This window comes from Nocardia sp. NBC_01377 (genome assembly GCF_045040005.1).
In the GTDB taxonomy this organism is placed as follows: domain Bacteria; phylum Actinomycetota; class Actinomycetes; order Mycobacteriales; family Mycobacteriaceae; genus Nocardia; species Nocardia noduli.
The window spans coordinates 5,474,428-5,499,252 of sequence record NZ_CP109566.1 but is presented as its reverse complement, the minus strand read 5'-3'; the positions used below and the strand labels follow the sequence as shown (position 1 = coordinate 5,499,252).

Here is a 24,825-nt window from a genome sequence, read left to right as displayed (position 1 = left end):
CGCGGCGGCCGGAGCCGCGCTCAGTTCGCGTCGACGGCGCGATCCACGGTGTCGAAGACGGCGAGCAGTTTGTCCAGACCGGTCACCTCGATCGGCCTGCGCACCTGATCCGATGCCACCACCCTGAGCCCGCCCGAGGGCGCGGCCTCGGTGGCGACGAGCAGCACGCTCAGTCCGGCGGATCCGAAGAAACCGACACCGGACAGGTCCACGACCAGCACCGGAGGCTGCTCGCGCATCGCCTCGTCGATGGCCGACTGCAACTGCGGCGCGGAGGCCACGTCGACTTCACCACTCACCGTGAGCACCGCCGTCGAGCCGACGGAGGTGCGTTCCACCTCGAGGAGCAGGTGCTTACCCTCGGCGCTCATCGGGCCGTCACCCGCGCGTCGCGCGTGCCGGAACCAATGCGCACACACGGTGCGCTCACGGTCGCGTTCACTGCACTACCTCCGCTGCCGATCGAACCTCTGCCGAATCCGAATGCGGCGCAGAGGATGAGCCTTCGTGGTCAACTTACCCGACTCCGGGCCACCGTACGCCCCTGGTTCTGTTCCCCGGCGAGACAGAGTTATTCTGGCCGCCCCGGAGGCTCTACATCTCGATGAGGCGGTAGCAATGGCAGAGTGGACCACGGATAACTCGACCACGATCGAGGTCCGAGTGCCCGCGCAGCTCGAACAACTGGCCATGCTGCGTGCACTCGTCGAAACCGTGGCTTTCATGGCGGATTTCGCCGTGGACGAGGTCACCGACATCCGGTTGGCGCTGGACGAGATCGCGACCGGACTCATTCTCGACGCGGTGCCCGATTCGACCATCGACTGTCGGTTCACCTACCACGACGCCGCCGCCATGCGGGTGCGGGTGCATTCGGTCTCGGCATCGCAGACTCCGCCCAGTCAGGACAGTTTCGGCTGGCATATCGTGCGCACGCTGACCCGGTCGGTCAATGCGACGCAGACCGAGTTCGACGCGGCCCGCAGCGGCTATCCGGTGGTCGTCGATTTCGAATGGGCGCGCGGCGGCACCGATGGCCGATAGCGCCGAACCGCGCTCGAGACCGGAGCAGCGTCGAAGTCATTCGGGTACCGAGAGTTACGACAACCTGGAACCGATGTTCGCCCGGCTCGCGGAGTTCGACGCCGACGATCCGGCCCGTGCCGCGTCGCGTCAGGACATCATCGAGCGCTGTCTTCCGCTGGCGGCCAATATCGCCCGCCGGTTCTCCGGCCGCGGCGAGAATTTCGACGACCTGTTGCAGATCGCTCGCGTCGGCATGGTCCAGGCGGTCGACCGATTCGATCCGTCCTACGGCGCCTCGTTCCTCTCCTTCGCGGTGCCGACCATCATGGGCGAGGTCAGGCGGCATTTCCGCGATCACACCTGGGCCGTGCGGGTACCGCGCAGACTCAAGGAGATCCAGCAGACCATCGGACCGGCGACCGAGAAACTGACCCACGAACTGGGCCGGATGCCACGGGCGCGCGAGATCGCCGAGGAGATCGGCGCGGATCTGACCGAGGTCACCCAGGCGCTGATCGCCAGGAACGCCTACCAGAGCACGCCGATCGACCCCACCCCCGAGGGCGGCGATTCCGACAACACCCCCGCCTCGGTGCTCGACACGCTGGGGGCCGACGACACGAACTACGATTCGGTCGAGGACTACCTGGCCGTCCGTCCGCTCATCGCCGCGCTTCCCGAACGGCAGCGACAGGTGCTGGTTTGGCGCTTCTTCGATTCGCTGACGCAGATCGAGATCGCCGAGCGACTCGGCTGTTCGCAGATGCAGGTCTCGCGGATTCTCACCAAGACCCTGAGTTCACTGCGCGAGCAGGCGATGCGCGACTGATCGCTGCGCCGGGCTGAGCGCCATCATCGCGTACTGGGTGGTGCCGTCCGGGGCGGCGTGGGTGCGAACCAGATCGCAGAGCCGGTGCACGAGCAGCAGACCCCGGCCGCCGATCACCCCGGCGCGGGCGGGTCTGCGCCCGGCGAGCGCGTCGTCGAAACGTCCGAAGTCGTGCACTTCGCAGACGAGGTGGTCGCCGTCGGTCCAGAGCCGGACCGACGACGGCCCTTTACCGTGGCACAGGCTGTTGGTGGCCAACTCGGTCACGATCAATTCCAGATCGCCCAGTCGCGCGTCGTCGAATCCGAGGCGTGTGCCGTGTTCGGCGGCCCACCGGCGCGCGGTGCCCATATCGGCGAATTCGGCGACGGTGAGTTCCGCCGCGCCCTCCGGTGTCGGGATCGCCCGGTTGTGGCGCTCGATCACGGCGTCCGGGTCGTACTCCGGGCTGGTGGTGCGGCGATCCCCCCGCCAGAGCGTCGGGTGGGAGGCATTGGCGTCGGCGATGACCTCGGCGCCGAGCGCGGCGAGATCGTAAGGACAGACGATCGTCACCTCGCGTCCGGCGAACGCGGGATTGATCAGGGCCTCGTGCTGGGCGCAGGCGGGGTACTCGAGTTCGGTCCGTCCCGCCCAGACGGGTTCGCCGATGATGCGGACGTGCGCGCCGGGATGTTCGTCGGCGAAGGCGCGCAGCACCGTCGCGATGATCCGGCCGGGATTGCGGCCTTCCCGCTCCATCTCGACCCACGTCACCTCTGCCGCCGAATCGCCCAGCGCCGCGCGCAACAGACGGAGTTTGGCGTCGGGCACCGCGACGGCGACCGGTTCACCGAGGGCGAGGCCTTCGCGAATGAAGGGAACCAGGGCCGCCAGGTACTCGTCGTCGCCGTCGTAGAACAGGGCAGGGTGCGAGAATTCGCGGGTCGCGCCGGTTTCGGTGACGGTCATGGGGTGTCCGTTACGTGGGTATCGAGCCAGTGTTGCCTCTGTCACCGTATCCTCCCATCTCGCCGATGTGGGCGACGCACCGCCGCGACGGTGCGCGAACCCGCGCTCGGCCTCAGTCCTGATCACCACGGTCGATGCTCTCGTTCGTCGTCGGTGCGCCTCGCCGCCAATCGAATTCGACATGGGTCGGATATCCGGAGACGGTGATGTCGAACGGCTCCTGGCTGGCGGTGGCGTCATGGGTGAGCGTGCGGACGATGCGCCACGCGAAATCGCGTTGTGTCACCCCGCGGTTCGCCCAGGCCGCGGAGTCGACCTCGACCGACATGCGGTCCTTGTCGTAGGTGAAGCGGCAGTCGATCATCGATCCGGGCACCGCGTCGACGACGAGTGCCGTCGCCACCTCGTTGAGGACGAGCCGGATATCGGCGATGTCCTCGGGACGGAATTCGGCATCGACGGTCACCGCGTCCGCGAGTGCCCGCATCAAAGCGAGGTGTTCGCGCCGTGCCGGTACCTGGATTCGGACGGTGGTCGTGTCGGACAGGGTTTCCGAAGCCGATTGCATGTCTACCTCACCACCTATTACCCGCCGACCCCGAATATCGGGCGGCTGCCCGGCCCGGAACCTCTGGTTCACTGGAAGAATCGGTCGATATCTTGTCGGTCGATTACCCCGTCACATGTGATCGAATCGTGTGCTCCACGTCCCTTTCGCGCCGGTCGCCGACACGCGGTCAGATCGGTCGGAATCCGGCTCCGACCTCGGGTCCGGCGAGATCACCCCAGGTGACCCCGCAGGTATTGCCGGTGGTCCGGCCTTTCTTGCACACCACGTTCGGGAATTGGGCCGGTGCGCCGATATCGGCGATGGACAGCGTGCCGACCCGGTTCACCGGACTGATCCGATCCGGATCGAACGCGATGACGGCATAGTCCAATGCGTGATTCGTCCGAACGAATCTGCCGATCACGCCCTGAGCCGGATCCGCCTCGGCCGACACCGCGGCCCCCGGCTCACCGCAATGCCCGGCGGTCCGCCCGACCAACCGGCCCGCGGCGTCGTGGCCCACGGTGGTCAGCGTGCAGGTGGCCCGCTGATCGATCACTATTCCCGAGCCGCCGCCGACGGCCGGGGGTTCGTCCCGAGCCGCCGCCGGGCCCGCGCCGAGTGCCGCTGCCGCGACGGCGAACGCGACGACGGCGGGCAGGGTCGTCTTCCTCGAATGCGTCGCTCCCACATTCGTGCGGGTGCCCGACCGGGACGGTGCCAAACGGCGTCGGGTCCGATCGGCCCGGGGGGCTCTCAGCCGGTGCGCAGGGATTCGGCCCTGAGCTGGATCCCGGCCGCCATCCCCTCGAAACCGTGGCGCAGATTACGGCCGAGGATCGCGGCGACGACGGGATGCAGCCAGCCGTCGAGTTCGAAATGGGATTCGTAGCGGGTGCGGTGCTCTCCGGCCGGGGTGACGGTGTGCGAGCGCAGGCTGCGCAGGGCGCCCGCCGGTACCGGCTTCATCGAGTAGCTCAGTTCGCGGCCGGGAATGTTGGTGCGGATCCATTCGCGCTGTTTACGCGCGGCCGAGCCGATGACGGTGACGAGCATATCGATCGGCGCTCCCGGTTCGAGGGTGCTCTCGCACCGTTTCACGAACGGATTCCACTCGCCGTAGCGCGGGAGATCGGTGATCACCTGCCACACCAGGTCGGCGGGAGCGTCGATGTAGACCGCGGCGTCGATGACAAAGCCCATGGGAGAAAATTAGAACAAGTTCTACTCGGGGGCAAGGTTCGATGTAGTAGTACTCCTCAGCAGTCGCCCCTCAGCAGTTGCCCCTCAGCAGTTGCCCCTCAGCAGTTGCCCATACTCGTGCCCTGGTCGGTGCCGTAGCGGTGGCCGTGGCCGGTCGGCGCGTCGAGAGCCGACAGCAGGTCGGCGGTAGTCTGGACGAAACTCAGCACCGGCAGCCAGGGCGGAATCGGTGCGTCGACCCGGACGTCGTCGAGGTCGGGGGCGCGCCACAGCAGCGACGGCGACCAGTGCACCACCGGGTCCGAGCTGTTGGCCAGGATCGTCGCGCGGCCGTGGTGCACATCGCCCGCGGGCGGACCGGCCCACAGCGCGGCGCAGGTCCGACGGTCCTGATCGGCGTCGTCGGTGAACAGCGCACTACCGCCCAGCGCCCCGAGACTCTGCCCGTAGACGAACAGGCGCGGCGGGTGGGTGTCGCCGGCGAGACGCCGCTCGATCGCGGTGAACAGCGCGCGGGCCGAGGAAGTGGCCTCCTCACGACCGAAGACGAATGTCGCCCAGCTCGGCGCGAAGGAATACTGCAAGCCGACCAGTGCGACGTCGTCGCCGAAACGTTCGGTGAACCCGACGGCCGCGTCGGCGTCGATCCATCCCGAGCCGGTGGGGACGGTGACGACGATATTGCCGCGCCGGAAACCGCCGGACCGTTCCAGTTCCGCGAGCGCGAGTGCCACCCTGGCGTCGAGATCCGGCGCCGATTCGAGTCCCACGTAGACGCGGATCGGCCCGTCGGGTCCGTCCGCGACGAATCTGCGACCCTGGCTGCCCAGCGAGGACCAACTCACGGCGGACGTCGCGGTACCCGATCTGCCGGACGACACCGGCGGCGTCACCGTGGGATCGACGGTGGCGTTGGCCGCCGCGTAGACCCCGTAGCGCCATTCGGCCACCGTCGGCGCGACGATCGCACCGCCGAGGACCGCCGCCGCGACCGTGACCGCGACGCCGCGCGCCGCACCGAGCCGACGCAGTACTCGACCGACACCGCGTGCGAATCCGAGGCCGAGCCCGGCGATCAGCGCGGCGCCCACTCCGCAGCGCACCCAGTACCCGGGGCCGATGAGCGCGGTGCCCATCGCGGCCCGCAGACCGTTCTGCCAGTGGCCCGCCTGCGCGACCGCGGCGACCACGAGCACGACGGTGAGCGCGAGTAACGGCCCACGGTAGGCGGCGAAGTGGACATCGGTGTCGAAACCCTTGCGGCGCACCGTGAAACGGACGAGTCCGGCGACGCCGAGTGCTATCGCGACGAGCAGTCCGGTGAGAATCGCCTGCGCGCCCGACGTGCGGGGGAGCAGTCCCGGGGAAAGGGACGCCAGTACACCCGCACCGGCCGCGAGCGTCGTCCCGATCCGTGGGCGTAGCAGCCGACCGCCGTGCCCGATCCGCGCCCACGACCGCCTGTGCGTCACCACGGCGCGCATCCCACCGCGGCGAACCGCGTCGGCTCGCTCGTGGCGGTCCCGCGACGCATCGCGTCGAGCAGGAACCGCAGCAGAACCGCCATACCGGCGACGCCCAGCCCGATGGTTCCCACCAGCCACCCGCTCACTCCCGAGCCCGCGAACAGCGATTCGACCACCGGTGCGCCGTAGTGCTGACGGCGTGAATTCAGATCCACCGCCACGTCGGCGATATCGGCCATGGTGCGGCAACGCGCCCGTCCGACCGTTCCGGTGCGGTCCGCGCACGCCTGCCGCATCCGCAGGTCGAGCGTGGTGTCGATGGCCTGGCGGGCCCACGGGCCGAGCGGTTCGCCGTGCAGGTCCGCGTAGCGCAGCAGGTCGTAGCCGAGATCATGCGCCTTGCACGCGATATCGAATTCGGCGGGCAGCGGGACCGGCGAGGAGCAGTCGCCGCCGGGATTCACCAGCAGACCGTCGATCGTGCTCGGCCGGTACCCGAATACCGAGGTGAAATCGTCGGGCAGGACGAACACGCCGGTTCCGGAGTCGGTGATCGCGGCGACGGCCCGTGTGGCCGAGGTGTTCTCGACGGCGGGCGGCCGGTCGACAGTGACGGCTCCCGTCACCGGGGCCAGGGTGACCGTGGCGGTGATCGCCGTCAGCGCGACGGCCGTCACCGCCGCGCAGCGCCGCACGACGGCGCTGGGAGTGGCGGCAGCGCGGGTGTGGACCCGGTCGGATCCGGGGTTCACCCGTCGTGCGGTGCTCGAGGTGCTCATGGTCCTCGACGCTAGGAATCGCGCGCCCCGGCGGGCGTCCCGCCGCGGCACGGTTCGTCGCGCCCGCCACCGGGGGAGCGGCCCTGTCGCCTCACCCCGGGGTACGGGGAGCGAATTCACCCACGGGTATGAGGCGCGCGATCGGGCCGGGTTTCTACTGTCGTAGTCATGGAACAGCGAAGCCGTGCCTGGTTCAGGGTGATGAGCGCACGGATGTGGATCGATGTGTGCACCGTGGTCGCGGCACTCGTGCTGTTTTCGGTCGCGTGGCCGACACTGCACGTCACCCACGTGGTTCCGGTGGCGGTGCAGCCGTTCATCGCCGCGTTGGCGGTCTTCCCGATCCTGCTCGTGCGGGTCAACCCGGCATTGGGCTGGGCAATCTCGGCCGGATCGGCGCTGGTGATCGCGTTGGCGATACCGCATCAGCCGGGCAGCGACCTGCCGTTCCAGGTGGTGCAGATCCTGTCGCTGATCGCGTTGCTGTTCGCGGTGGGTCTGCGCGCGTCCATGCAGATCGTCGCGATCGCCTGGTTCGCCACCTCGCTGCTGTTCGCGACCACCACCTCCGGCGAGGGGGTGAGCGCGGCGTGGGGCTGGCCGATCGCCCTGTCCGCGGTGGTGCTGTTCGCGCTGCTGGTCCGCTGGCTGGTGTCCTCGCGCGTGCAATTGCTGCGCCAAGAGGAGGAGACCGAACTCGAACGCGCCCGCCGCGCGATTCTGGAGGAGAAGGCTCGGATCGCCCGTGACCTGCACGACGTGATCGCCCACCACATGTCGCTGGTCGTGGTGCAGGCGCAGACGGCGCCCTACCGCGTCGAGGGCGTCACCCCTGCCGCGCGCGCGGAATTCGACTCCATCGGCGCCACGGCCCGCGAGGCGTTGAACGAGATCAGGGGCATGCTCGGCGTCCTGCGCAGCGACGGCCAACTGCCGGAAACCGCGCCGCAGCCCAAGGCCACCGAGGTGGTCGGCCTGTTCGAGGGCGCGCGGCGCGCGGGCGTCTCGATCGAGTGGACCGTGAACGGCGACCTGGAGGCGATCGGCGAGACGACCGGTCTCGCGCTGTATCGGATCGCGCAGGAATCGCTGTCGAACGCCTCGCGTCACGCGCTCGGCGCGCCGGTCCGGGTGCTGATCGTCTGTGATCTCGACCTGACGTTGCGGGTCACCAACGACGCGGGCACCGAATCGGCGCGTCCGGTCGGCAACGGTGGTCACGGGATAGCGGGCATGCGGGCCCGCGCTCTCGCCGTCGGCGGCGAGGTGATCGCGGGCCCGAACTCGGACGGCGGTTTCGTGGTCGAGGCCCGGCTGCCGCTCGGTCCGGGCACACTCGACCCGGTGCGCGCTCCGGCCGAAATGCCCGCCGTCCGGTCCGCCTAGGAGGTCGGGGACGGTCACGGCGACGGCGGAACGCGGTGTCGAACAGCGGGCCTTACGCTGGGCGCGTGGCTATTACGGTTTTGATCGCCGACGACCAGGCGATGGTGCGCCAGGGATTCGGCGCCCTGCTCGCCGCCCAATCGGATATCAGCGTGGTGGGCGACGCGGCGGACGGGAAGATCGCGGTGGCCGAGGCCAAGCGGTTACGCCCCGACGTGGTGCTGATGGATGTCAGGATGCCGGAGATGAACGGCCTTGACGCCGCCCGAGCCATCCTGGCCGCAGGATTCGATCCGCCGGTGCGCGTCCTCATGCTCACGACGTTCGACATCGACGACTACGTGTACGAGGCGCTGAGCATCGGCGCCAGCGGATTCCTGCTGAAGGACGCGCCCGCCGAGGAATTGGTGCGCGCGGTCCGGGTCGTCGCCGACGGGCAGGCGCTGCTCGCGCCCACCGTCACCCGCAGGCTGATCGCCGACGTCACCCGTCGCCGCACCGCGACCCGTGCCAAACCGACCCCCGCGCTCACCTCGCTGACCCCGCGCGAACGCGAAGTACTGGAACTGATCGCGCGTGGCATGTCCAATATCGAGATCGCGGAAAGTCTCTTCGTCGCCGAACAGACCGTGAAAACCCATGTGTCCAAGGTCTTCTCGAAACTCGGTCTGCGCGACCGAGCCCAGGCCGTCGTCCTGGCCTACGAATCGGGGCTGGTGACCCCCGGCTGATCGGCGCTCAGCGCGTACAGTCGCCGCCGCGCAATTCCTCGCGGTGTCGGTCGAGCAGACGGGCCAGCCGGTCCAGCAGCAGGGTGGCGTCGTCGTAGGTGCCCGATTCGGCCTGCGCGGCGACGGCGACGGCGACCTGCCCGGAAGGGGTGGGGATCAGGCCGAACTGGCGGACGGTGTACACCCCGGTCTCGTCGTCGGGACCCCAGCCGCCCTTGAATTCGGCGCCGTCGATGGTGCCCAGGCCCCAGCCCTGTTCGGGTGTGATCTCGCCCATGAGTCTGGTCACCTCACCGGTCTGGGACAGGCACGGCAGTTTGGAGGCGAAACGCGCCTGCTCGGTCAGCGTCCATTCGGTCGAACCGAACGAGGTGTAGTCCAGGGTGGTGCGCGGACCTGCGAGTCCGGTGGTGCGATCGCCCGCTTCGTCGAGCACGTCCTGCACCGCCTGCGCCGCCTCCAGGCCGTCGCCGAGTGACTGCCACAGCGCTTCGGCCGCGCCGTTGTCGGAATAGGTGATCGCCGCCTCCGCGTCGCCGCGCGCGCCCTCGGGATCGTGGCGCAACGCGGCGATGGCGAGCGGGACCTTGATCGTCGACCAGGCGATCCCGGTCGTCCAGTCGCCGAAGACCGTCATCCGGCCACCACCGACCGGCATGATCGCCACGCCGACCTGCCCGGCCAGCATCGGTTGCAACTGGGTGAAATCGGCGGCGAGCGATCCCGGCCTGGCGACCGACCAACCCGAACGCCATGTCCCACCGGAACTCAGGGTCACCGCCGGTGCGCCGGACGCGTCGTTGTGCTGTGGGAACAGCGCGCAGGACGCCAGAGTGAGCATCACCAATACAGCGGTACCGCGCAGTACCGATCGAGGGACATGAAAGTTTCGAGCCGTCTTCACCACCGCGTCCTCCCCACCACCAGCGCATCGCGGAGCCATCGGCGGTGAAACACTCCTCATCTCGCCGACCCGCAAGAATGCCGGACGACGGGAACATCCTCGTGCGTTTCGCGAATCGCGAACGCGTCGACGACGTCCCTCTCCTAGTTTTCCCGATAATCGCGAAGATTTCGAAATCCCGAGGTGACGCGGTCGACGGGTAGGCTCGGAAGGTGCGTTCGGCTCCGGAACTCGTACGCGGTGAAGAGCGGTCGCGCACTCGCTACGCTTCTCTGTGCTGGTTCACGGAAGGGGGCGGCGTTGATCGACAGCGGTGAAGTGTTCGCCGGATACACCGTCGAGCGACTGCTCGGTCAGGGCGGCATGGGATCGGTGTACCTGGCACGTCATCCGCGGTTCTCCCGCCAGACCGCGCTGAAACTGCTGAATCCGAACCTCTACACCGACAACGAGGTGCGCGCCAGGTTCGAACGCGAAGCCGACCTCGCCGCGCAACTGGACCACCCGAGCATCGTCACCGTGTACGACCGTGGTTCCGAGAACGGCCAACTCTGGATCGCCATGCAGTACATCGACGGCGTCGACGCGGCGACTGTGAATCCGATGACCCTGCCGCCGGAACGCGCCGTGCAGATCATCGAGGGTGTCGCCGACGCGCTGGACTACGCGCACGGCATGGGGGTCCTGCACCGCGACGTCAAACCGGCCAACATCATGCTGGCCCGTTCCAGCGTGGGGCAGGGCGAGCGGGTCTTCCTCACCGATTTCGGAATCGCCCGGCTGCGCGAGGATTCGACCCACCTCACCCAGACCGGCATGTTCACCGCAACGCTCGCCTACGCGTCGCCCGAACAGATGACCGGCGGACACCTCGATCCGCGCACCGACCAGTACGCGCTGGCCTGCGCCCTGTACTGGCTGCTCGCCGGTGTCGGCCCCTTCGACGCCGACAACCCCGCCGACATCATCCACGGACACCTCCAACTCGCTCTCCCCCCACTGGCCGTGCGCCGCCGCGGCCTGAACCCCGCGCTGGACGCGGTCCTCGCCGCGGGCATGGCCAAACGTCCCGAACATCGATACAACACCTGCGCCGAATTCGCCGCCGCCGCCAAACACGCTCTCACCACCACGTCCGGGCCCCGCCTGCCGACGCCGCCACCCGGTGCCGTGCGCGGGAATCCGGTGGTGCCGCCGCAGCATCCCGGTGCGTATCCCGCACCCGCGCAACAGTTTCCGCCCGCCACCCCTGCGTATCCGGCTTCTCCGCAGCCCGGGGGTCCGTACGCGGGTGCCCCACATCCCGCGGCCCCGCCCGTGGTTCCGCATCCCGCGTCCCCGCAGAATCCGGCTCCCGCATATCAGGCACCACCGCAAGGCCCCGCATCCGTACTTCCGGCACCGCGAACCGGCGATGCGCGGTCTTCCGAAGCCGATCGAGCGGATATCGAGCTGGCCGAGGAGGATTCGGGGTCCGGAGGAAATTCGGATCGGGGCACGAAGGCAGGGCATGTCGGCTTCGAGGGAGATCCGGGCCCCGATGCCGGTCGTCCGAATCCGGAGCAGATCGGTTCATCGAATCCTGATTCGGCGGACTCGGGGGTAGGTCCGCTGCTTTCCGGGGCGGCAGCTCCCTACGGCGGCCCGCCGAATCCGGAGGTATCAGGCCCCGGAATGGGGCCGGTGAATCCCGAGGCGGCCGGGGCAGGTGTAGGTCCGCTGCTTTCGGGGACCGCTGCTCCCTACGGTGGTTCTCCGAATCCGGAGATGTCGGGTCCCGGTGTCGGTCCGTCGAATCCCGAGTCGACCGGCCCTGGCTCGGATCCCAGAGGGGGACAGGGGGGTTCGAGGTCGGGGGTGGACGGGCCGTTCGCTGGAGCGCCGGGTGGTCCGCGCGGTCGGGGGTATCGAGCGGGCCCACCCGTCGGGTATCCGCCGTCGCAGGATGGTGGGGGTCAGCGGAAATCGCGGATGACGGGAGCGCTGATCGGGGTGCTCGCGGTGGCCGTCGCGGCGGTAGTGGTCGCGGCGGTGGCGTTGATCGCGGTGGTGATGGGTGGTGAGGAGTCCTCCGATACCGCGGCGTCGCCCGCCACATCGGGTCCGCGCGCGGTCACGCCTTCGGGGGCGGCGGATCCGCTGACGGCGAGTACGCGGGCATTCCCCCGGCTGCTGCCTCCGGGTGGCGTCGATGCGGGGGAGGGGTACCAGGACGCCGAATGCACGGCCTACGAGCCGGACGACGGGTTCGTCCCGAGAGACGAACCGATGCGGTCGAGTTCGTGGACCATCGCGTGGCAGTGCGATCGCGTGATCGACGACCAGAGCTATATGAGCTACACGATTCTCGGCTATCGGTCCCCGGCGGCGGCGCGCGCGACGGTCGCGGCTCTGCCGTCGCACACCGAAACACCCGGTCTGAAGAGCGGCTCGCGCCACACCCGTCACGGGTGGATCGTGCCCGACCCGCCCGGCCCGTTGCAGCCGTACTTCTACACCGCGAAAATGGTGGTCAGCTTCGAGGACGATCCGGCCCGCGCCGACTACCTCCTCTACATCAGCCACCGCGGCACTTCGAAGAGCCCACAATCCCTGCAACCCTCCGCCGACGTGGATATCGCCGAATGGTGGTCCGCCGCCCCTCTGTGAGCGCATCGATGTCCAGCAGGTCGCCGGTGTATTCCGCGGAGCGGCCCACAGAGGACGGCGGCCCCCTTCTTCCCCACGTCCGCTCGGCGGCCACCACATCCGGTGTCGGCGCACCGAGTGCTGGTGCATCGCGAGGCGAACGCCGTTCAGTCCGCCGCCAACGCCTCCACGATCGGCATGCGGGCGGCGCGCAGTGCGGGCGGGATGGATCCGAGCAGGGCGAGGCCGAGCGCCGCCAGTCCGTAGATCAGGATCAGCGGTCCCGGGGCGTAGACGATATCGATGGTCATGGCGTGCCCGATCGCGACGGTCGCCAGGTATTGAACCGCCGTGCCGACGGCCAGACCCAGTGCCGCGCCGACGATTCCGATGCCCGCGGCCTCCGCCAGCACCGACCGCAGCAGGAATTTGCGCCCGGTGCCCATGGCGCGCAGCACCCCCAGTTCGCGGCGGCGTTCCAGCACCGAGAGCATGAGCGTGTTGAGCAGGGCGACGGTCGCGACGAGCACCACGATCCACAGGATGGCTGTGCTCATCGCCGAGCCCTGGCGCACGCCGGAGGAGATGGCGGTGACGGCGGCCCGCCCGGTGTCGATGTGCATCTCCGGCGGGGCGATCGACCGGATATCGGCGATCACGGCCTGCGGATCGGCCCCGGGTTCGAGGTCGATGGACAGGATCGTCTCGCCGGGCCGCTGGTACCACTGCCGCAGCTGGTCCAGATCCATGATGACCACACCCGCGACCGCGCTGAAGTACGGAATCACCTGGAGCACTTCGACGGTGTGGGCTCCGGTCGGCGTCGGCAGCGTCACCGGCGACCCCGGTGCCAGATCAAGCGACCGCGCGACATCGCGGGAGACGACCACTCCCTCGCCCGCCGCTATGCGAGGAAGCAGCGAACGGTCGACCGCGGCGACCCGGATATCGCCGCTTTCGGCGGGCAGGCCCTGCAACATGACCCGTCCGCTGCCGAGGGTGGCGAAGGCCATCTGCGCCGGGCTCACCTCTTCGATCCCGGGCAGCGCCGCGATCTTCTCGCCGAGCCCGGTCGGCAGCAGAGGCCCGGTCGGGAACTGCTCCATGGCGCTGGGACTGACGAAGATATCGGTTTTCGCCAGTTCCTCGAACGTGACGGTGGCCGAGTCGACCATATTGCGTGAAGCCCCGCCCATGGCGACGGTGGCGGCGACCCCGATCATGACGGTCATGGCCGTCGCCCACACGCGCCGCGGCGCCCGCTCCAAGGTGGTCGCGCCGAGCGCGCCCGGTGCGCCGAACAGGCGGGCTATGGCGGCGGCGGCCCGCACGATCGGCCCGGTGGCCGCGAAGCAGAGCACCACCGCCGCGCTGAACGACAGGGAGATCGAGGCCAACGACACCCGGCCCAGATCGGTTTCGGCGATGGCGACAGCCGCGACGGTCGCGGCGATACCGACGACGATCGCGATCCAACGAAGCACCGGCCGCGTCACGTCGGAAGTGCCGACACCGACCGGTACCAGCGCCTCGATCGGCTCGACCTTGTAGACCTGCCTGGCGGCGATGCCCGCGGCGGACACACTGGCCACCACGCAGGCGGCCACCGCGACCGGAATCGCGTAGCCGGGCACCAGGTACTCGGTGCGCGCCTCGACCGATTGCATGATGGCGGCGGGCAGTCGTCCGATCGCGACTCGGCCCATGAAAACGCCGATCAGCGCTCCGATCGCACCGCCGAGCACACCGAGCAGCGCCGCCTCGACGAGCAGATCGCGCACCATCGGCGCGCGTTTGCCTCCGATGGCTCGCAGCAGCGACAGCATCGGTCTGCGCTGGGCGATCGCCATACTCATGGCGTTGTAGATGAGGAACGCCGAGACGATCAACGCGGCGGCCGACGACATCAGCGTCGAATACCGCACGATCTGGATCGCGCCGCCCGCTTGGACGGTGCGCAGACTCGGATCCGCCACCACCGCGCGGCCACCGACCACCTCGGTCAGTCGCGCGCGCAGCGCACCGATATCGGTGCCGTCGACGGCGACGATCTGCACCGAATCGAGGCGGCCGACCCGGTCGGTGAGCTTCTGCGCCAGCCCGAGCGGGGCGGCGACGATATGACCGCCGTTGAGTTCGGCCGAGGTGTCCTCGTCGAGAACGCCCGCCGCCGTGACGGTTCCGGAACCCAGCGGGAAACTCTCGCCTTCGGCCCTGCCCATCGCCGCGCCAACCAGCACCCCGTTCGGCACCGCGAACAACTTGCCGATCTGTGCGGACATCGGGCCTGCGAGTTCGCTGCCGAGCGCGCCCATATTCGCGTCCGCGCCGATCAGCAGCGCCCGGTCGGCGCCGCTGCCGAGTTGCGCGCGCAACATGGGCACCGCTTTATCGACGCCGGGGGTGGCCGCGACGGCCGGGAGCAGCGACTGGTCGAAACCCGCGTCGGTGATGCCGGTGATCTCCAGTTCGGCCTTGCCGCCCAACGCCTTGGTGAGCCGGTCCACCGATCCGGTCACCGAACCGGAGATGCTGAGCACCGCGACGAGCAGCGCGGCCGAGATGGCCATGACGGCCAGTGACATGGCCGAACGTCCGCGGTGTGCGAACAGTTCACGAATATTGAACAGCCGCAGCCGGTCCCAGGCGGCCCCGATCATGCGCGCACCGCGTCGGCACCCGATCCGGCCGTCCGGTCGACCTTGTCGTTGGACCTGATCTTGCCGTCGCGCAGGGTGATCACGCGATCGCAGTACTCCACCGCGCCCATGTCGTGGGTCACCATGACCACCGAACTGCCGTTGGCGGCGATCTCGCCGAGCAGTCGGAGAATCGAAGCGCCGGTGCTGGAGTCGAGGTTGCCGGTGGGTTCGTCGGCGAGGATCAGCGGCGGATCCATGATCAGCGCCCGCGCCACCGCGACGCGCTGCATCTGTCCGCCGGACAGTTCGGCCGGTCGGTGTTCGGCGCGGTCGCCGAGCCCGACCCGGTCCAGCAGTTCCAGCGCGCGCGGTTTGGCCTTGCGTAATCCGGTGCCGTCCAGCAGTTTCGGCACCGCGACGTTCTCCCAGGCCGACAGCGTCGGCAGCAGATTGAAGAACTGGAAGACGAAACCGACGCGATGCCTGCGGAATTCGGACTGACGCTCTTCGTCGAGCGCGCCGATCTCCTCGCCGCGGAAGCGGATCGACCCCGCGTCCGGACTGTCGAGCGCGCCGAGCAGGTGCAGCAGCGTGCTCTTCCCGGACCCCGAAGGTCCGATGATCGAGGTGAATTCACCGGATTCGATCCGTAGGCCGATCCCGTCGAGCGCGACGACCGTCTGCCCGCCGACCCGGTACCGCTTGGTGATATCGGACAGTTCCAGCATGGCCGGTTCCGGCATCGTCGGTCCCCCGTTTCTCTTTCGTTGGTCAGCGGGCCATCGCCGCGGCGGTGGAGTCGCGGTGACCATACTGGGCGTCGAGCAGCGCGCGCAGTGCCGGTTGTTCACCGCGGAGTTCGAGATAGGCCTCGGCATCGGACTGTCCCTGCGCGAGCGCCTGATCCAGTTTCGCCGCCAGGTGATTGTTCCAGCGGTGCCGCAGGGTGAGCAGCAATCCGGTGGGTCCGCCGAACAGGCGATCCAGATCCGGGATGCCGGCGAACAGGTCGGGGTCGTGCGGGTCGAGCGTGGCGCGCTCGAGGACGGTGTGCACGATGTCGGAACGGCGGTGGTGATCTTCCCAAGACATGGCGTCGGACCTTCCGTGTGACGTCCGCGGTGCCCCGGATCGTTTCGGGGCCTGGTGGGGATGTCTCAACGCTACGGCCGGACCGGGGCCGGGTCGTCGTGCCAGGGACCCGAATCCGCCTCCTACCCGGGTAGGAGGCCGGGCCCACTCGCGGGACGATGCGTGCGCCCGGACGCTACGACTAACCTGGGCGTATGGATGTGACCCACGCCATTCCCGCCGCCGCGGGCGCCCGTGCGGCGGTACCCGCCGGGCAGCGTGGGAGTGTGCGCGACCGATTCGTCGCTTTCTCGCGTAATCCGGTCGCGACCCTGCGCGCCAATCTGGAACAACTGCCGTTCGACTACCCGCCCTCGCTGATGATCAGCGCCGACGCCGCGCTCGCCGTGGTCGGCGTCGCGGCGACGATCCAGCGCCACGAGTATTTCCCCACCGTGCTGCCACTGCTGGCGATGATGCTCGCCTTCGCCACGGTGCCACTGTTCTGTTTCTTCGGCATCGCCCCGACCCCGGTCATGCTCGCCGTGACCGGGCTCGGCTCGACCGCGGTATTCCTCGCGCAGCCGGTGTCGGTCGATTTCGCGCCCTTCGTGCTCGTTGTCGTGGTCGGTGAGGTCGCGGCGATCGCGCCCAAACGGTGGAGCGCCCTGTTCGCCGTCGTCGGGGCGCTGGAACTGGCCGCCTTCGACGCGGCGGGGGATCTGCTGTGGAGTGTCGACGGCGAGCGATTGCACGGCCTGCCCATGTACACCGTCGGCATCGCGCTCGGCTGGCTGGTCGGCGTGATGTTGCAGTACCAGCGCAAATTCCTGTACCAGGAGCGCGAGGGTCAGGCGATCCGCGCGGCGCAGGCGGCGGGCGAGGAACGCAGGCGGATCGCGCGCGAGGTGCACGACGTGATCGCGCATTCGCTGAGCATCACCCTGCTGCATCTGACCGCGGCCAGGCACGCGTTGCAGACCGACCGCGACGTCGACGACGCCGTCGAGGCGCTGATCGACGCCGAACGTCTCGGCAGGCAGGCGATGGCCGATATCCGCCGCACCATCGGGCTGCTCGACGCGGGCCCGTCCCGATCGGCGCCCGAACCGGGCATCGGCGATATCGAGGATCTCGTCGGTGATTTCGTGCGTGCCGGGCTCGATGTGCGCAGGACCGAGGAAGGCGACCTCGGAGCCGTTTCCGCCGCCGTCGGCCTCGCGCTCTACCGCATCGGACAGGAATCACTGGCCAATGTGGTGAAACACGCGCCCGGCGGCAGCGCCCGGGTGCGGCTGACGGTGGATTCCACCTCGGTGCGACTCGTCGTCGACAATTCCGTGCCGTCCGGTGCACCGCGCGACGCCGGTGGCGGGATGGGTTTGTCCGGTATGCGTCAGCGCGCGGAACTGCTCGGCGGCCGGATCGTCGCGGGACCGGAGGGCGGCGGCTGGTCGGTGCGCGCCGAATTCCCGCTCACCGCGTCGCGTGGCTGGTTATCGTGCCCGCTGTCGGAGCGGGATACGACGAGCAACGCGGCCGTGATCGCGGCGGGGGGAACACATGACCGGGACCATGACGGGGAGACCATGACTGTGACCCTGTCGGGGGAGAGCAAATGACTGTGACCCTGTCGGGGGAGAGCAAATGACCGTGACCCTGTCGAGGGAGAGCAAATGACCGTGGCCCTGGAGAAGGAGAACGAGTGACGACTGTGTCCTCGGCCAACGGTGTGGACGCCGTCGCCGTGCTCGTCGTCGACGATCAGGAATTGGTTCGCGGTGGTCTGCGCCGCATCCTGCGCCGCAGAGACGGATTCCTGGTCACCGAATGCAGTGACGGCGATCAGGTGCCGGTCGCGGTCGCGACCGCGCGCCCCGACGTGGTGCTGATGGATCTGCGGATGAAGCGGGTCGGCGGCATCGACGCCACCAGGACGCTGCGCACCGGTCAGGACGCGCCGCCGGTGCTCGTGCTCACCACTTTCGACGACGACCAGTTGCTCTCGGGTGCGCTGCGCGCGGGCGCCGCCGGATTCATCCTCAAGGATTCACCCGCCGAGGATCTGATCCGCGCGGTCCGCACGGTCGCGGCGGGCGGCGCCTGGCTCGACCCGTCGGTCACCGGGCGAGTGCTCTCGGCCTATCGGACGGTGCGCCCGGTCTCCGCGCGCGACGGCGACCGGCTCGGTGAACTGACCGCCCGCGAATACGAAGTGCTCGAACTGATCGGGCGCGGACGCAGCAATTCGGAGATCGCCAAAGCTCTCGGCATCTCCGAAGTCACCGTGAAAAGCCACGTAGGACACATATTCGGCAAGCTCGACCTGCGGGACAGGGCCGCGGCGATCGTCTTTGCGTTTGACCACGGGGTGGTCGCACCAGGAGAATCCAGTCTTTGACGGGCAGGACGACCGGGTACCCGGCGTCGCCCGGGAAGCGGAGGTTTCACGGGGTGGACGGACCTGGGTGGAGGGACGGCAGCAGGTTCGGGCCGTACGAGTTGCGCTCGCTGCTCGGCCGAGGCGGAATGGGCGAGGTCTACGAGGCCTACGACACCGTGAAAGATCGAGTGGTAGCGATCAAGCTGCTGCCCGAAGAATACGCCAAGGACCCGGTCTATCAGGTGCGTTTCCGCCGTGAATCGCAGGCGGCGGCACGGCTGGACGAACCGCACATCATCCCCATCCACGACTGGGGCGTGATCGACGGAGTCCTGTTCATCGATATGCGACTGGTCTCCGGCGTCGACCTGCGCGAAATCCTGCGCGGCCAGGGCCCGATGAGTCCCGAACGCGCACTCGGCATCATCGATCAGATCGCGTCGGCGCTGGACGCCGCGCATGCCGCCGGGCTCGTGCACCGCGATGTCAAACCCGCCAATATCCTCGTCGGCGAATCGGATTTCGCCTATCTCGCCGATTTCGGCCTCGCGCACAGCGAGGGCGACAGCTCGGTCACCCAGGTCGGCATGGCCGTCGGCTCCTACATCTACATGGCGCCGGAGCGTTTCGACGTCGGTGACGTGAGCGGCAGCGCCGATATCTATTCGCTCACCTGTGTGCTGCACGAATGCCTCACCGGGGCATCCCCGTTCGCGTCGGCCAGTATGAATGTGCTGATCAGGGCGCATATGACCGAAGCGCCGCCGCGTCCGAGCACGTTACGCGCCGGACTGCCGCCCGCGCTGGACGCGGTGATCGCGCGCGGTATGGCCAAGGCTCCTGGCGACAGGTATCCGACGGCGGTCGCGCTGGCGCAGGCCGCGCGCGCGGCGCTGACGGGACCGATTCCGGTCGCGCCGACCTTCGTTGTCCGCACCCCCGACCCGGCCCGTTTCGGGCAGCAGTCCGAACCCGCCCCGCTGAGTTCGCTGGTGCCGCCGGAGCCCACCGGGGAATTCTCGATCATCCCGACCGCCGCGACCGCCGTGCCCACCGAACTCCAATTCGAACCGCTGCCGTCGCGTCAACCGAAGAACGCGGCACCGCCGGTCGCCGCACAGGCCGACGAACCGCCCGTGCCGATCCGTCCGTTCCCGGACGCGCACCTGTACGAGCAGGGGCAGCAGGAGTACACCCCCGAGCCCGCGCGGTACCCGGCGCCGCAGACCCAGCGATACGGGCCGGTGCCGTCGGTCTCCGAACCCGCCGTCGCGATGCCGCAGCAGCGTCTGCCGGAATTCCCCCGCCCGGACGCGGGTTTCGCACCGCCCACCGAACAGTACGAGCGTGCCGTGCCCACCCCGGGTGCCTACGCACCCGCTTCCGGAGCATTCCCCGCCGAGACCGGAGCTGCCGAGGGGTACGGTCCGGAGACTCGGGCGTACGGAGGATCCGCGCCGGGTTCCGGTTCGTTCGCGGCTCCCGAGACGCAGCGTTATGACGGAGGGGTTCCCGACGCGTACGGTCCCGCCACTCAGGTGTTCGGAGGTTCCGCGCCGGGTTCCGGTTCGTTCGCGGCTCCCGAAACTCAGCGGTACGACGGTGCGGGCTCCGACGCGTACGTGCCCGAGGTTCGGGCGTATGGCGATTCCGCGCCGGGTTCCGGTTCGTTCGCCGCGCCCGAGACCCAGCGTTACGACGGAGCGGCCCAGGCTTACGGTTCGGACGCTGGGTCGTACGGCGATCCGGCACCGTCGTCGGGGGGCTTCGCCGCCGAGACCCGGCGCTACGACGGCGGGAACCCGGAGCAGTACGGTCACGGTGCACCGCCGTACGGCGAGAGCGCCTCGCAGCAGGGGTCTTTCGCGCCGGAGACCCAGCACTACGACGGTTACGGTGAGGACCCGTACTCGCCGCCGACGCAGCAGTTCCGCGATCCGGGCGCGCTCTCGCAGGCCGCCGAGGAGACCAGGCAATACGGAATCGACGCGCCGCAGGCCTACGCGCCGTCGGCCGCGCACGATGCCTTCGCCGACCCCGCCGAGGTCTACGGCGCGGCATACGATCCCGATCCGCACGTCGCCGCCACCCAGCACTACGACGGCGCGCGGCAGCAGACGCCGAACGATCCCCGGTATCCCGAACCCGACGCCTACCCGGCGGCACAGGCATATTCGGACTACCAGCCCGATTCACCCGGGTACCCGCACGGAACCGGCGGTTTCTACGCGCAGGACGTGGCCGATCCGCAGGCGGCGTACGGCTACGGTGGTCACGGCGAACCCGCCGACGGCGCGCAGGGTTACGCCCCCGGCAACGACGGCAACGACGGCTACGGCGCACCCGGTGAATACGACGACTACTACGGGAACGGCTACCACGAGCCCGAGCGGCGACGTTCGATCGTGCTGCCCATGCTGGTAGCGGGGGTCGTCATCGTGGTGCTGGCCGTCGGCGGTGTCATCGGCTGGACGATGTTCGCGTCGAAGGACAAGAGCGCGGACATCGTCGACCAGGCGGGGTCGATCACCACCTCGGCGGTCTCGCGCGGCACCACCCCCGGTGCGGCCGCGGCGCCGAGCGCGTCGTCGACCACCTCGGCCGCCGCCACGTCGACCGCCCTGCCCGCGGGCGCGAAATCCTGTTCGGCCGGTCGAGCGGTTCCCGGCTCCTTCGCCCAGACGGCGACGGGCAGTGAGGTGACGAGTTGCCCGTTCGCCGAGGCGGTTCGGCAGGCCTACGCCGAATCCGCCGCGGCCACGTCCTCGCGCGCGCCCCGATCGATCGTCGCGGTGAGCCCGGTGACCGGGCGCAGTTACACGATGAATTGCGTCGCGTCGGGACAGCTCGTCACCTGCACGGGTGGCGAGAACGCGGTGGTTTACATCTACTGAGCGCGTCGCGCGGTCCGGTGTCCGGGCCGCGGGTGTCGGGGCGGAGATATTTCCGAACGGAATGCCCGCCCCGACACGCCGGAATGCGGGTTAGGCTCGGTGCGTGTCGAAGCGGGGCTCCCAGGAGCGTGGGCGAGACGGGACGCCCCGAGCGGTACCCGCTCACAGATGGACGTCGGGTGTCGGGCAGGCGCGCGCGGTACGCGCGCCGTCGACGGCCCGAGTACGGTTACCCGTTACCGTACGTACGCAGGTATCGTGGGGAGCTCTCGAAAGTAATGCGTCAAGTGATGTCCGATAGTCGTATTCGAAAAGCCCTCGGTGCCTGCGCGCTCGCGCTGATGCTCACCACCTCGTGCGCGGCCCAGAACGGAAGCGTCGAGGAGATCGAGTCCTCGACGATCACCCAGGCCGCGGCGGTTTCCGAACCGAAGATCGAGATGACCCTGCCGGGCACCCTCGCGGCGGGTTTCCAGCAGTTCCAGGCCTCGATGAAGGGCCACTACGGCATGGCCGTGGTCGCGGTCGGCGGCGACGATGTGGTCACGTTCGGAGACTGGACGACCGGTCCGGCGTGGTCGACGATGAAGGTGCCGTTGACGATCGCCGCGATCCGTGACAGTTCCGCGAACGGCGGATTCGCCGCGACCGCCGCGATCACCGAATCCGACAACGCCGCGGCCGATGTGCTGTGGGCGGCGCTCGGCTCCGGTCAGGAGGCGGCCTCCTCGGTCGAGGCGGTGCTGCGCGAAGGCGGCGACGTCAAGACCGTCATCCCGGCCACCCGTACCCGCACCGACTACTCGTCGTTCGGGCAGGCGGAATGGACACTGAACGACCAGGTCAGGTTCGCCTCGCGACTGCCGTGCCTGAACCGGGTCTCCACCGTGGTCAAACTCATGGAACAGATCGTCCCGAGTCATCGCTGGGGTCTCGGCGCGTTCAACGGCGCCGAATTCAAGGGCGGCTGGGGTCCTGACACGTCGGGCAAATATCTCGTCCGCCAGTTCGGTCTGATCTCCACGGCGCGCGGGCAGATCGCCGTCGCACTTGCGGCCCAACCGGATTCCGGTACGTTCTCCGACGGTATGGCGGCGATGGACAAGATGGCGGCACTGATCTCCGAGCACCTCGGTGAACTGGCCTCGGGCAAATGCTCGTCTTGAGAAACGTGAAACGCCAGGGGAGCGAACAATGTAGGTGAGGTCGTGGACGCGTGCGTGCGCTCCGGACGGCCGCGCCCGCGAGGTGGAGGTAACGGGGTGGATGACGCGGATTCGCGGATCGGTTCCCGATTCGGTCCGTACGAGTTTCGCTCACTGCTCGGCCGAGGCGGAATGGGAGAGGTCTACGAGGCCTACGACACCGTGAAGGGCCGGGTCGTCGCGGTGAAACTGCTCCCGACCGAGCTGGCGAGGGATCCGGTGTTCCAGCAGCGGTTCCGCCGCGAGTCGAAGGCGGCGGCCAGGCTGGCCGAACCGCACGTCATCCCGATCCACGACTGGGGCGAGATCGACGGCGTCCTCTATATCGATATGCGACTGGTCCGCGGCCGCGACCTGCGGTCGGTACTGGAGGAGAAAGGTCCGCTGAGCCCGGTCCGCACGGTCGGCATCATCGAGCAGATCGCCGCCGCGCTCGACGCCGCGCACACCGAGGGATTGGTGCATCGCGACGTCAAGCCCGCGAACATCCTGGTGACGCCGTCGGATTTCGCCTACCTCGCCGATTTCGGCATCGCGCGATCGGCGGGCGATCCGAGCGTCACCGACACCGGCACCGCCGTCGGCTCCTACAACTACATCGCGCCGGAACGTTTCGACACCGCGCCGGTCTCCGGCGCCGCCGACGTCTACTCGCTGGCCTGTGTGCTCTACGAATGCCTCACCGGCGCACAGCCGTTCCCGGCCGAGGGCATGAACGTCCTGATCCGCTCGCACCTGACCACGCCGCCGCCGCGCCCGAGCGCCAAACAGTCGGGCCTGCCCCCGGTGCTGGACGAGGTCGTCGTCCGCGGCATGGCCAAGGATCCCGCCGACCGCTATCCCAGCGCGAGCGCGCTGGCCTCGGCGGCGCGCGCCGCCCTGACCGCACCAGGACCGGAGTCGCAGCGCCTGCGACGCGAACCGGGCCTGCCCGCCCCGACCACGGTCGTCTTCCCCGCCGTGGAACCCGGCGGCGGACACGGCGATCCCCGCGCCTCCGATGCGACCACCCGGCGGATCCGCGACGCGCGGCCCCCGTCCGGGCCGAACCCGACGGTCCCGCCGGGCCGCCCCGACGCGCGACAGACGCGTGAACCGAGCGGTGGCGGCGATTCGGGTGGGCGGGGCCCTGCGCCCCGGGAGGGGGTGGCCGCGGGGTCCGGCGCGCCGAACGCGCGCGAATCGATCGCGGCGGGCGAAGGCGAGGCCGGGGGCACGTCCGCGCCGACTGTCGATCTCGACGCGGTGACCGCGAAATCGACCACCGCCGCCCCGGCCCCGGCGACCGTCAGAACCCCGAGGGTCCCGGAGAGTGGTTCTCCCGGTGCTGGTCCTCGGGACGGGGCGCAGGCGCCGAACACCGCGCAGGGAGGTGCGCCGCACGCCGCGGCCACCGTCGACTTCACCGCGCTGGCGCGGAACCACCCACCGGGTACCAGGGGCCCGGCGGGACCGCAGGCGACCGGCGGTGATCCGTCGACCGTCGATCTGGGGGCGACGGCGAACCGGCTTCCGGGGCGATCGGCGTCGTCGGTCCCCGGTCGCGAATCCCGGCCCGGCACGGTCGGTCCATCTCGCCCGCCCGTCCGATCCGCGCGGACTCGGAACTCCGGCCCGATACCGGCCGGGCGCCCGCAGCCTTCCGCGCAATCGGCCCCGCCGACAACGCACTTCGGCCGGGTGGGTGACGCCGCCGTCGCGCGGTCGGCCCAGCCCGAACCACCCGCGCGAGCCGCTCGCGGCCGTACCCCTCGGCTGCTGTTGCTGTTCGCCGCCGTGCTCGCGATCGCCGCCGCCGTCGCGGGCGTGGTCGGTTGGCACGCGCGCGGCGGCGGCGACGCACCGGCGCAGGATCTGTCGACGAGTACGGTCCGGCTGCCGGACGACGCGCAGGCCTGCGCGCGATCCAAGCCGAAGGTCGGTCGCTACTCGGCTTCGGCGACGGGCAGCCGGGTGACCAGCTGCCCGTTCGCGGAAGCGGTGCGCGAGGCGTACGGGTGGGCGGCGGGTGACGCCGAAGCGGGCGACGAACACAGCGTGACGGCCACGAGCCCGGTCAGCCAGCGCGAGTACACGATGGACTGCACCGCGGGCATCGACTTCGTGACCTGCACGGGCGGCGACAACGCGATCGTCTACCTCTACTGATCCGTCGCATGGCCATCGCGTGCCCGGTG

General features: G+C 69.3%; 21 protein-coding genes. 10 read left to right on the top strand and 11 right to left on the bottom strand.

The window, feature by feature from the left end; genetic code table 11:
* Window positions 1–20: 20 nt before the first annotated feature.
* On the bottom strand, window positions 21–371 hold the full coding sequence (locus tag OG225_RS25270; RefSeq protein WP_405177551.1) for an STAS domain-containing protein: 351 nt from the start codon (window positions 369–371) through the stop codon (window positions 21–23).
* 247 nt (window positions 372–618) lie between these two features.
* On the opposite strand from OG225_RS25270, the gene OG225_RS25265 reads away from it, so the two are divergent.
* Both OG225_RS25265 and OG225_RS25260 read left to right on the top strand, forming a co-directional pair.
* Complete coding sequence (locus OG225_RS25265) at window positions 619–1,044, top strand: ATP-binding protein (protein WP_216914832.1); 426 nt, start codon at window positions 619–621, stop codon at window positions 1,042–1,044.
* Window positions 1,034–1,855 carry an RNA polymerase sigma factor SigF gene (locus OG225_RS25260; protein WP_405177550.1) on the top strand — a complete coding sequence of 274 codons (822 nt, stop codon included), beginning with the start codon at window positions 1,034–1,036 and terminating at the stop codon, window positions 1,853–1,855. Before OG225_RS25265 ends, OG225_RS25260 begins: the two co-directional genes overlap by 11 nt.
* On the opposite strand, the gene OG225_RS25255 is transcribed toward OG225_RS25260, so the two are convergent.
* From OG225_RS25255 to OG225_RS25230, 6 genes are all read right to left on the bottom strand, one after another.
* The gene (locus OG225_RS25255) at window positions 1,826–2,806 is read right to left on the bottom strand and encodes an anti-sigma factor RsbA family regulatory protein (protein WP_405177549.1); all 981 of its coding nucleotides are present in this window, start codon (window positions 2,804–2,806) and stop codon (window positions 1,826–1,828) included. The two genes, OG225_RS25260 and OG225_RS25255, sit on opposite strands and share 30 nt — an antisense overlap.
* Window positions 2,807–2,918: 112 nt before the next feature.
* The gene (locus OG225_RS25250) at window positions 2,919–3,374 is read right to left on the bottom strand and encodes an ATP-binding protein (protein WP_254190439.1); all 456 of its coding nucleotides are present in this window, start codon (window positions 3,372–3,374) and stop codon (window positions 2,919–2,921) included.
* 169 nt (window positions 3,375–3,543) lie between these two features.
* Window positions 3,544–4,047: a hypothetical protein gene (locus tag OG225_RS25245; protein ID WP_405177548.1), complete on the bottom strand. Its 504-nt coding sequence runs from the start codon at window positions 4,045–4,047 to the stop codon at window positions 3,544–3,546.
* Between the two features lie 65 nt (window positions 4,048–4,112).
* Complete coding sequence (locus tag OG225_RS25240) at window positions 4,113–4,559, bottom strand: SRPBCC family protein (protein ID WP_405177547.1); 447 nt, start codon at window positions 4,557–4,559, stop codon at window positions 4,113–4,115.
* A 98-nt stretch (window positions 4,560–4,657) separates the two neighbouring features.
* Window positions 4,658–6,034 (bottom strand): alpha/beta-hydrolase family protein, encoded by a 1,377-nt coding sequence (locus OG225_RS25235; protein WP_405177546.1) that lies wholly within the window; start codon window positions 6,032–6,034, stop codon window positions 4,658–4,660.
* On the bottom strand, window positions 6,028–6,804 hold the full coding sequence (locus OG225_RS25230; protein ID WP_405177545.1) for a hypothetical protein: 777 nt from the start codon (window positions 6,802–6,804) through the stop codon (window positions 6,028–6,030). Before OG225_RS25230 ends, OG225_RS25235 begins: the two co-directional genes overlap by 7 nt.
* A 168-nt stretch (window positions 6,805–6,972) precedes the next feature.
* Here OG225_RS25230 and OG225_RS25225 point away from each other — a divergent pair, with 168 nt between their 5' ends.
* A complete protein-coding gene (locus OG225_RS25225) occupies window positions 6,973–8,190 on the top strand; it encodes a sensor histidine kinase (RefSeq protein ID WP_405177544.1) in 1,218 nt (405 codons plus the stop codon).
* 65 nt (window positions 8,191–8,255) lie between these two features.
* A complete protein-coding gene (locus tag OG225_RS25220; protein ID WP_216914820.1) occupies window positions 8,256–8,921 on the top strand; it encodes a response regulator transcription factor in 666 nt (221 codons plus the stop codon).
* A gap of 7 nt (window positions 8,922–8,928) precedes the next feature.
* Here OG225_RS25220 and OG225_RS25215 read toward each other — a convergent pair whose 3' ends face one another.
* Complete coding sequence (locus OG225_RS25215) at window positions 8,929–9,762, bottom strand: hypothetical protein (protein WP_405183364.1); 834 nt, start codon at window positions 9,760–9,762, stop codon at window positions 8,929–8,931.
* A gap of 363 nt (window positions 9,763–10,125) precedes the next feature.
* Between OG225_RS25215 and OG225_RS25210 the strand changes: the two genes are divergently transcribed.
* Window positions 10,126–12,474, top strand: coding sequence for a protein kinase domain-containing protein (locus OG225_RS25210; RefSeq protein WP_405177543.1), 2,349 nt, complete (start codon window positions 10,126–10,128; stop codon window positions 12,472–12,474).
* A 146-nt stretch (window positions 12,475–12,620) separates the two neighbouring features.
* On the opposite strand, the gene OG225_RS25205 is transcribed toward OG225_RS25210, so the two are convergent.
* Genes OG225_RS25205 through OG225_RS25195 form a run of 3 tightly spaced genes read right to left on the bottom strand, consistent with a single transcriptional unit; the run spans window position 12,621 to window position 16,187 of the window.
* Window positions 12,621–15,113: an FtsX-like permease family protein gene (locus tag OG225_RS25205; protein ID WP_405177542.1), complete on the bottom strand. Its 2,493-nt coding sequence runs from the start codon at window positions 15,111–15,113 to the stop codon at window positions 12,621–12,623.
* Window positions 15,110–15,838, bottom strand: a complete 729-nt coding sequence (locus OG225_RS25200) for an ABC transporter ATP-binding protein (RefSeq protein ID WP_405177541.1) — start codon at window positions 15,836–15,838, stop codon at window positions 15,110–15,112. Before OG225_RS25200 ends, OG225_RS25205 begins: the two co-directional genes overlap by 4 nt.
* A 28-nt stretch (window positions 15,839–15,866) precedes the next feature.
* Entirely contained in the window at window positions 15,867–16,187 is a 321-nt protein-coding gene (locus OG225_RS25195) for a hypothetical protein (protein WP_216916506.1), read from the bottom strand.
* Window positions 16,188–16,381: 194 nt separating this feature from the next.
* Between OG225_RS25195 and OG225_RS25190 the strand changes: the two genes are divergently transcribed.
* The 5 genes from OG225_RS25190 (at window position 16,382) to OG225_RS25170 (ending at window position 24,796) form a co-directional block, all read left to right on the top strand.
* Window positions 16,382–17,788 carry a sensor histidine kinase gene (locus OG225_RS25190; RefSeq protein ID WP_405177540.1) on the top strand — a complete coding sequence of 469 codons (1,407 nt, stop codon included), beginning with the start codon at window positions 16,382–16,384 and terminating at the stop codon, window positions 17,786–17,788.
* Window positions 17,789–17,913: 125 nt separating this feature from the next.
* A complete protein-coding gene (locus tag OG225_RS25185) occupies window positions 17,914–18,567 on the top strand; it encodes a response regulator (RefSeq protein WP_405183363.1) in 654 nt (217 codons plus the stop codon).
* Between the two features lie 53 nt (window positions 18,568–18,620).
* Window positions 18,621–21,443, top strand: a complete 2,823-nt coding sequence (locus OG225_RS25180) for a protein kinase domain-containing protein (protein WP_405177539.1) — start codon at window positions 18,621–18,623, stop codon at window positions 21,441–21,443.
* A gap of 290 nt (window positions 21,444–21,733) precedes the next feature.
* Window positions 21,734–22,609: a hypothetical protein gene (locus OG225_RS25175; protein WP_405177538.1), complete on the top strand. Its 876-nt coding sequence runs from the start codon at window positions 21,734–21,736 to the stop codon at window positions 22,607–22,609.
* Between the two features lie 96 nt (window positions 22,610–22,705).
* On the top strand, window positions 22,706–24,796 hold the full coding sequence (locus tag OG225_RS25170) for a protein kinase domain-containing protein (RefSeq protein ID WP_405177537.1): 2,091 nt from the start codon (window positions 22,706–22,708) through the stop codon (window positions 24,794–24,796).
* Window positions 24,797–24,825 lie beyond the last annotated feature (29 nt).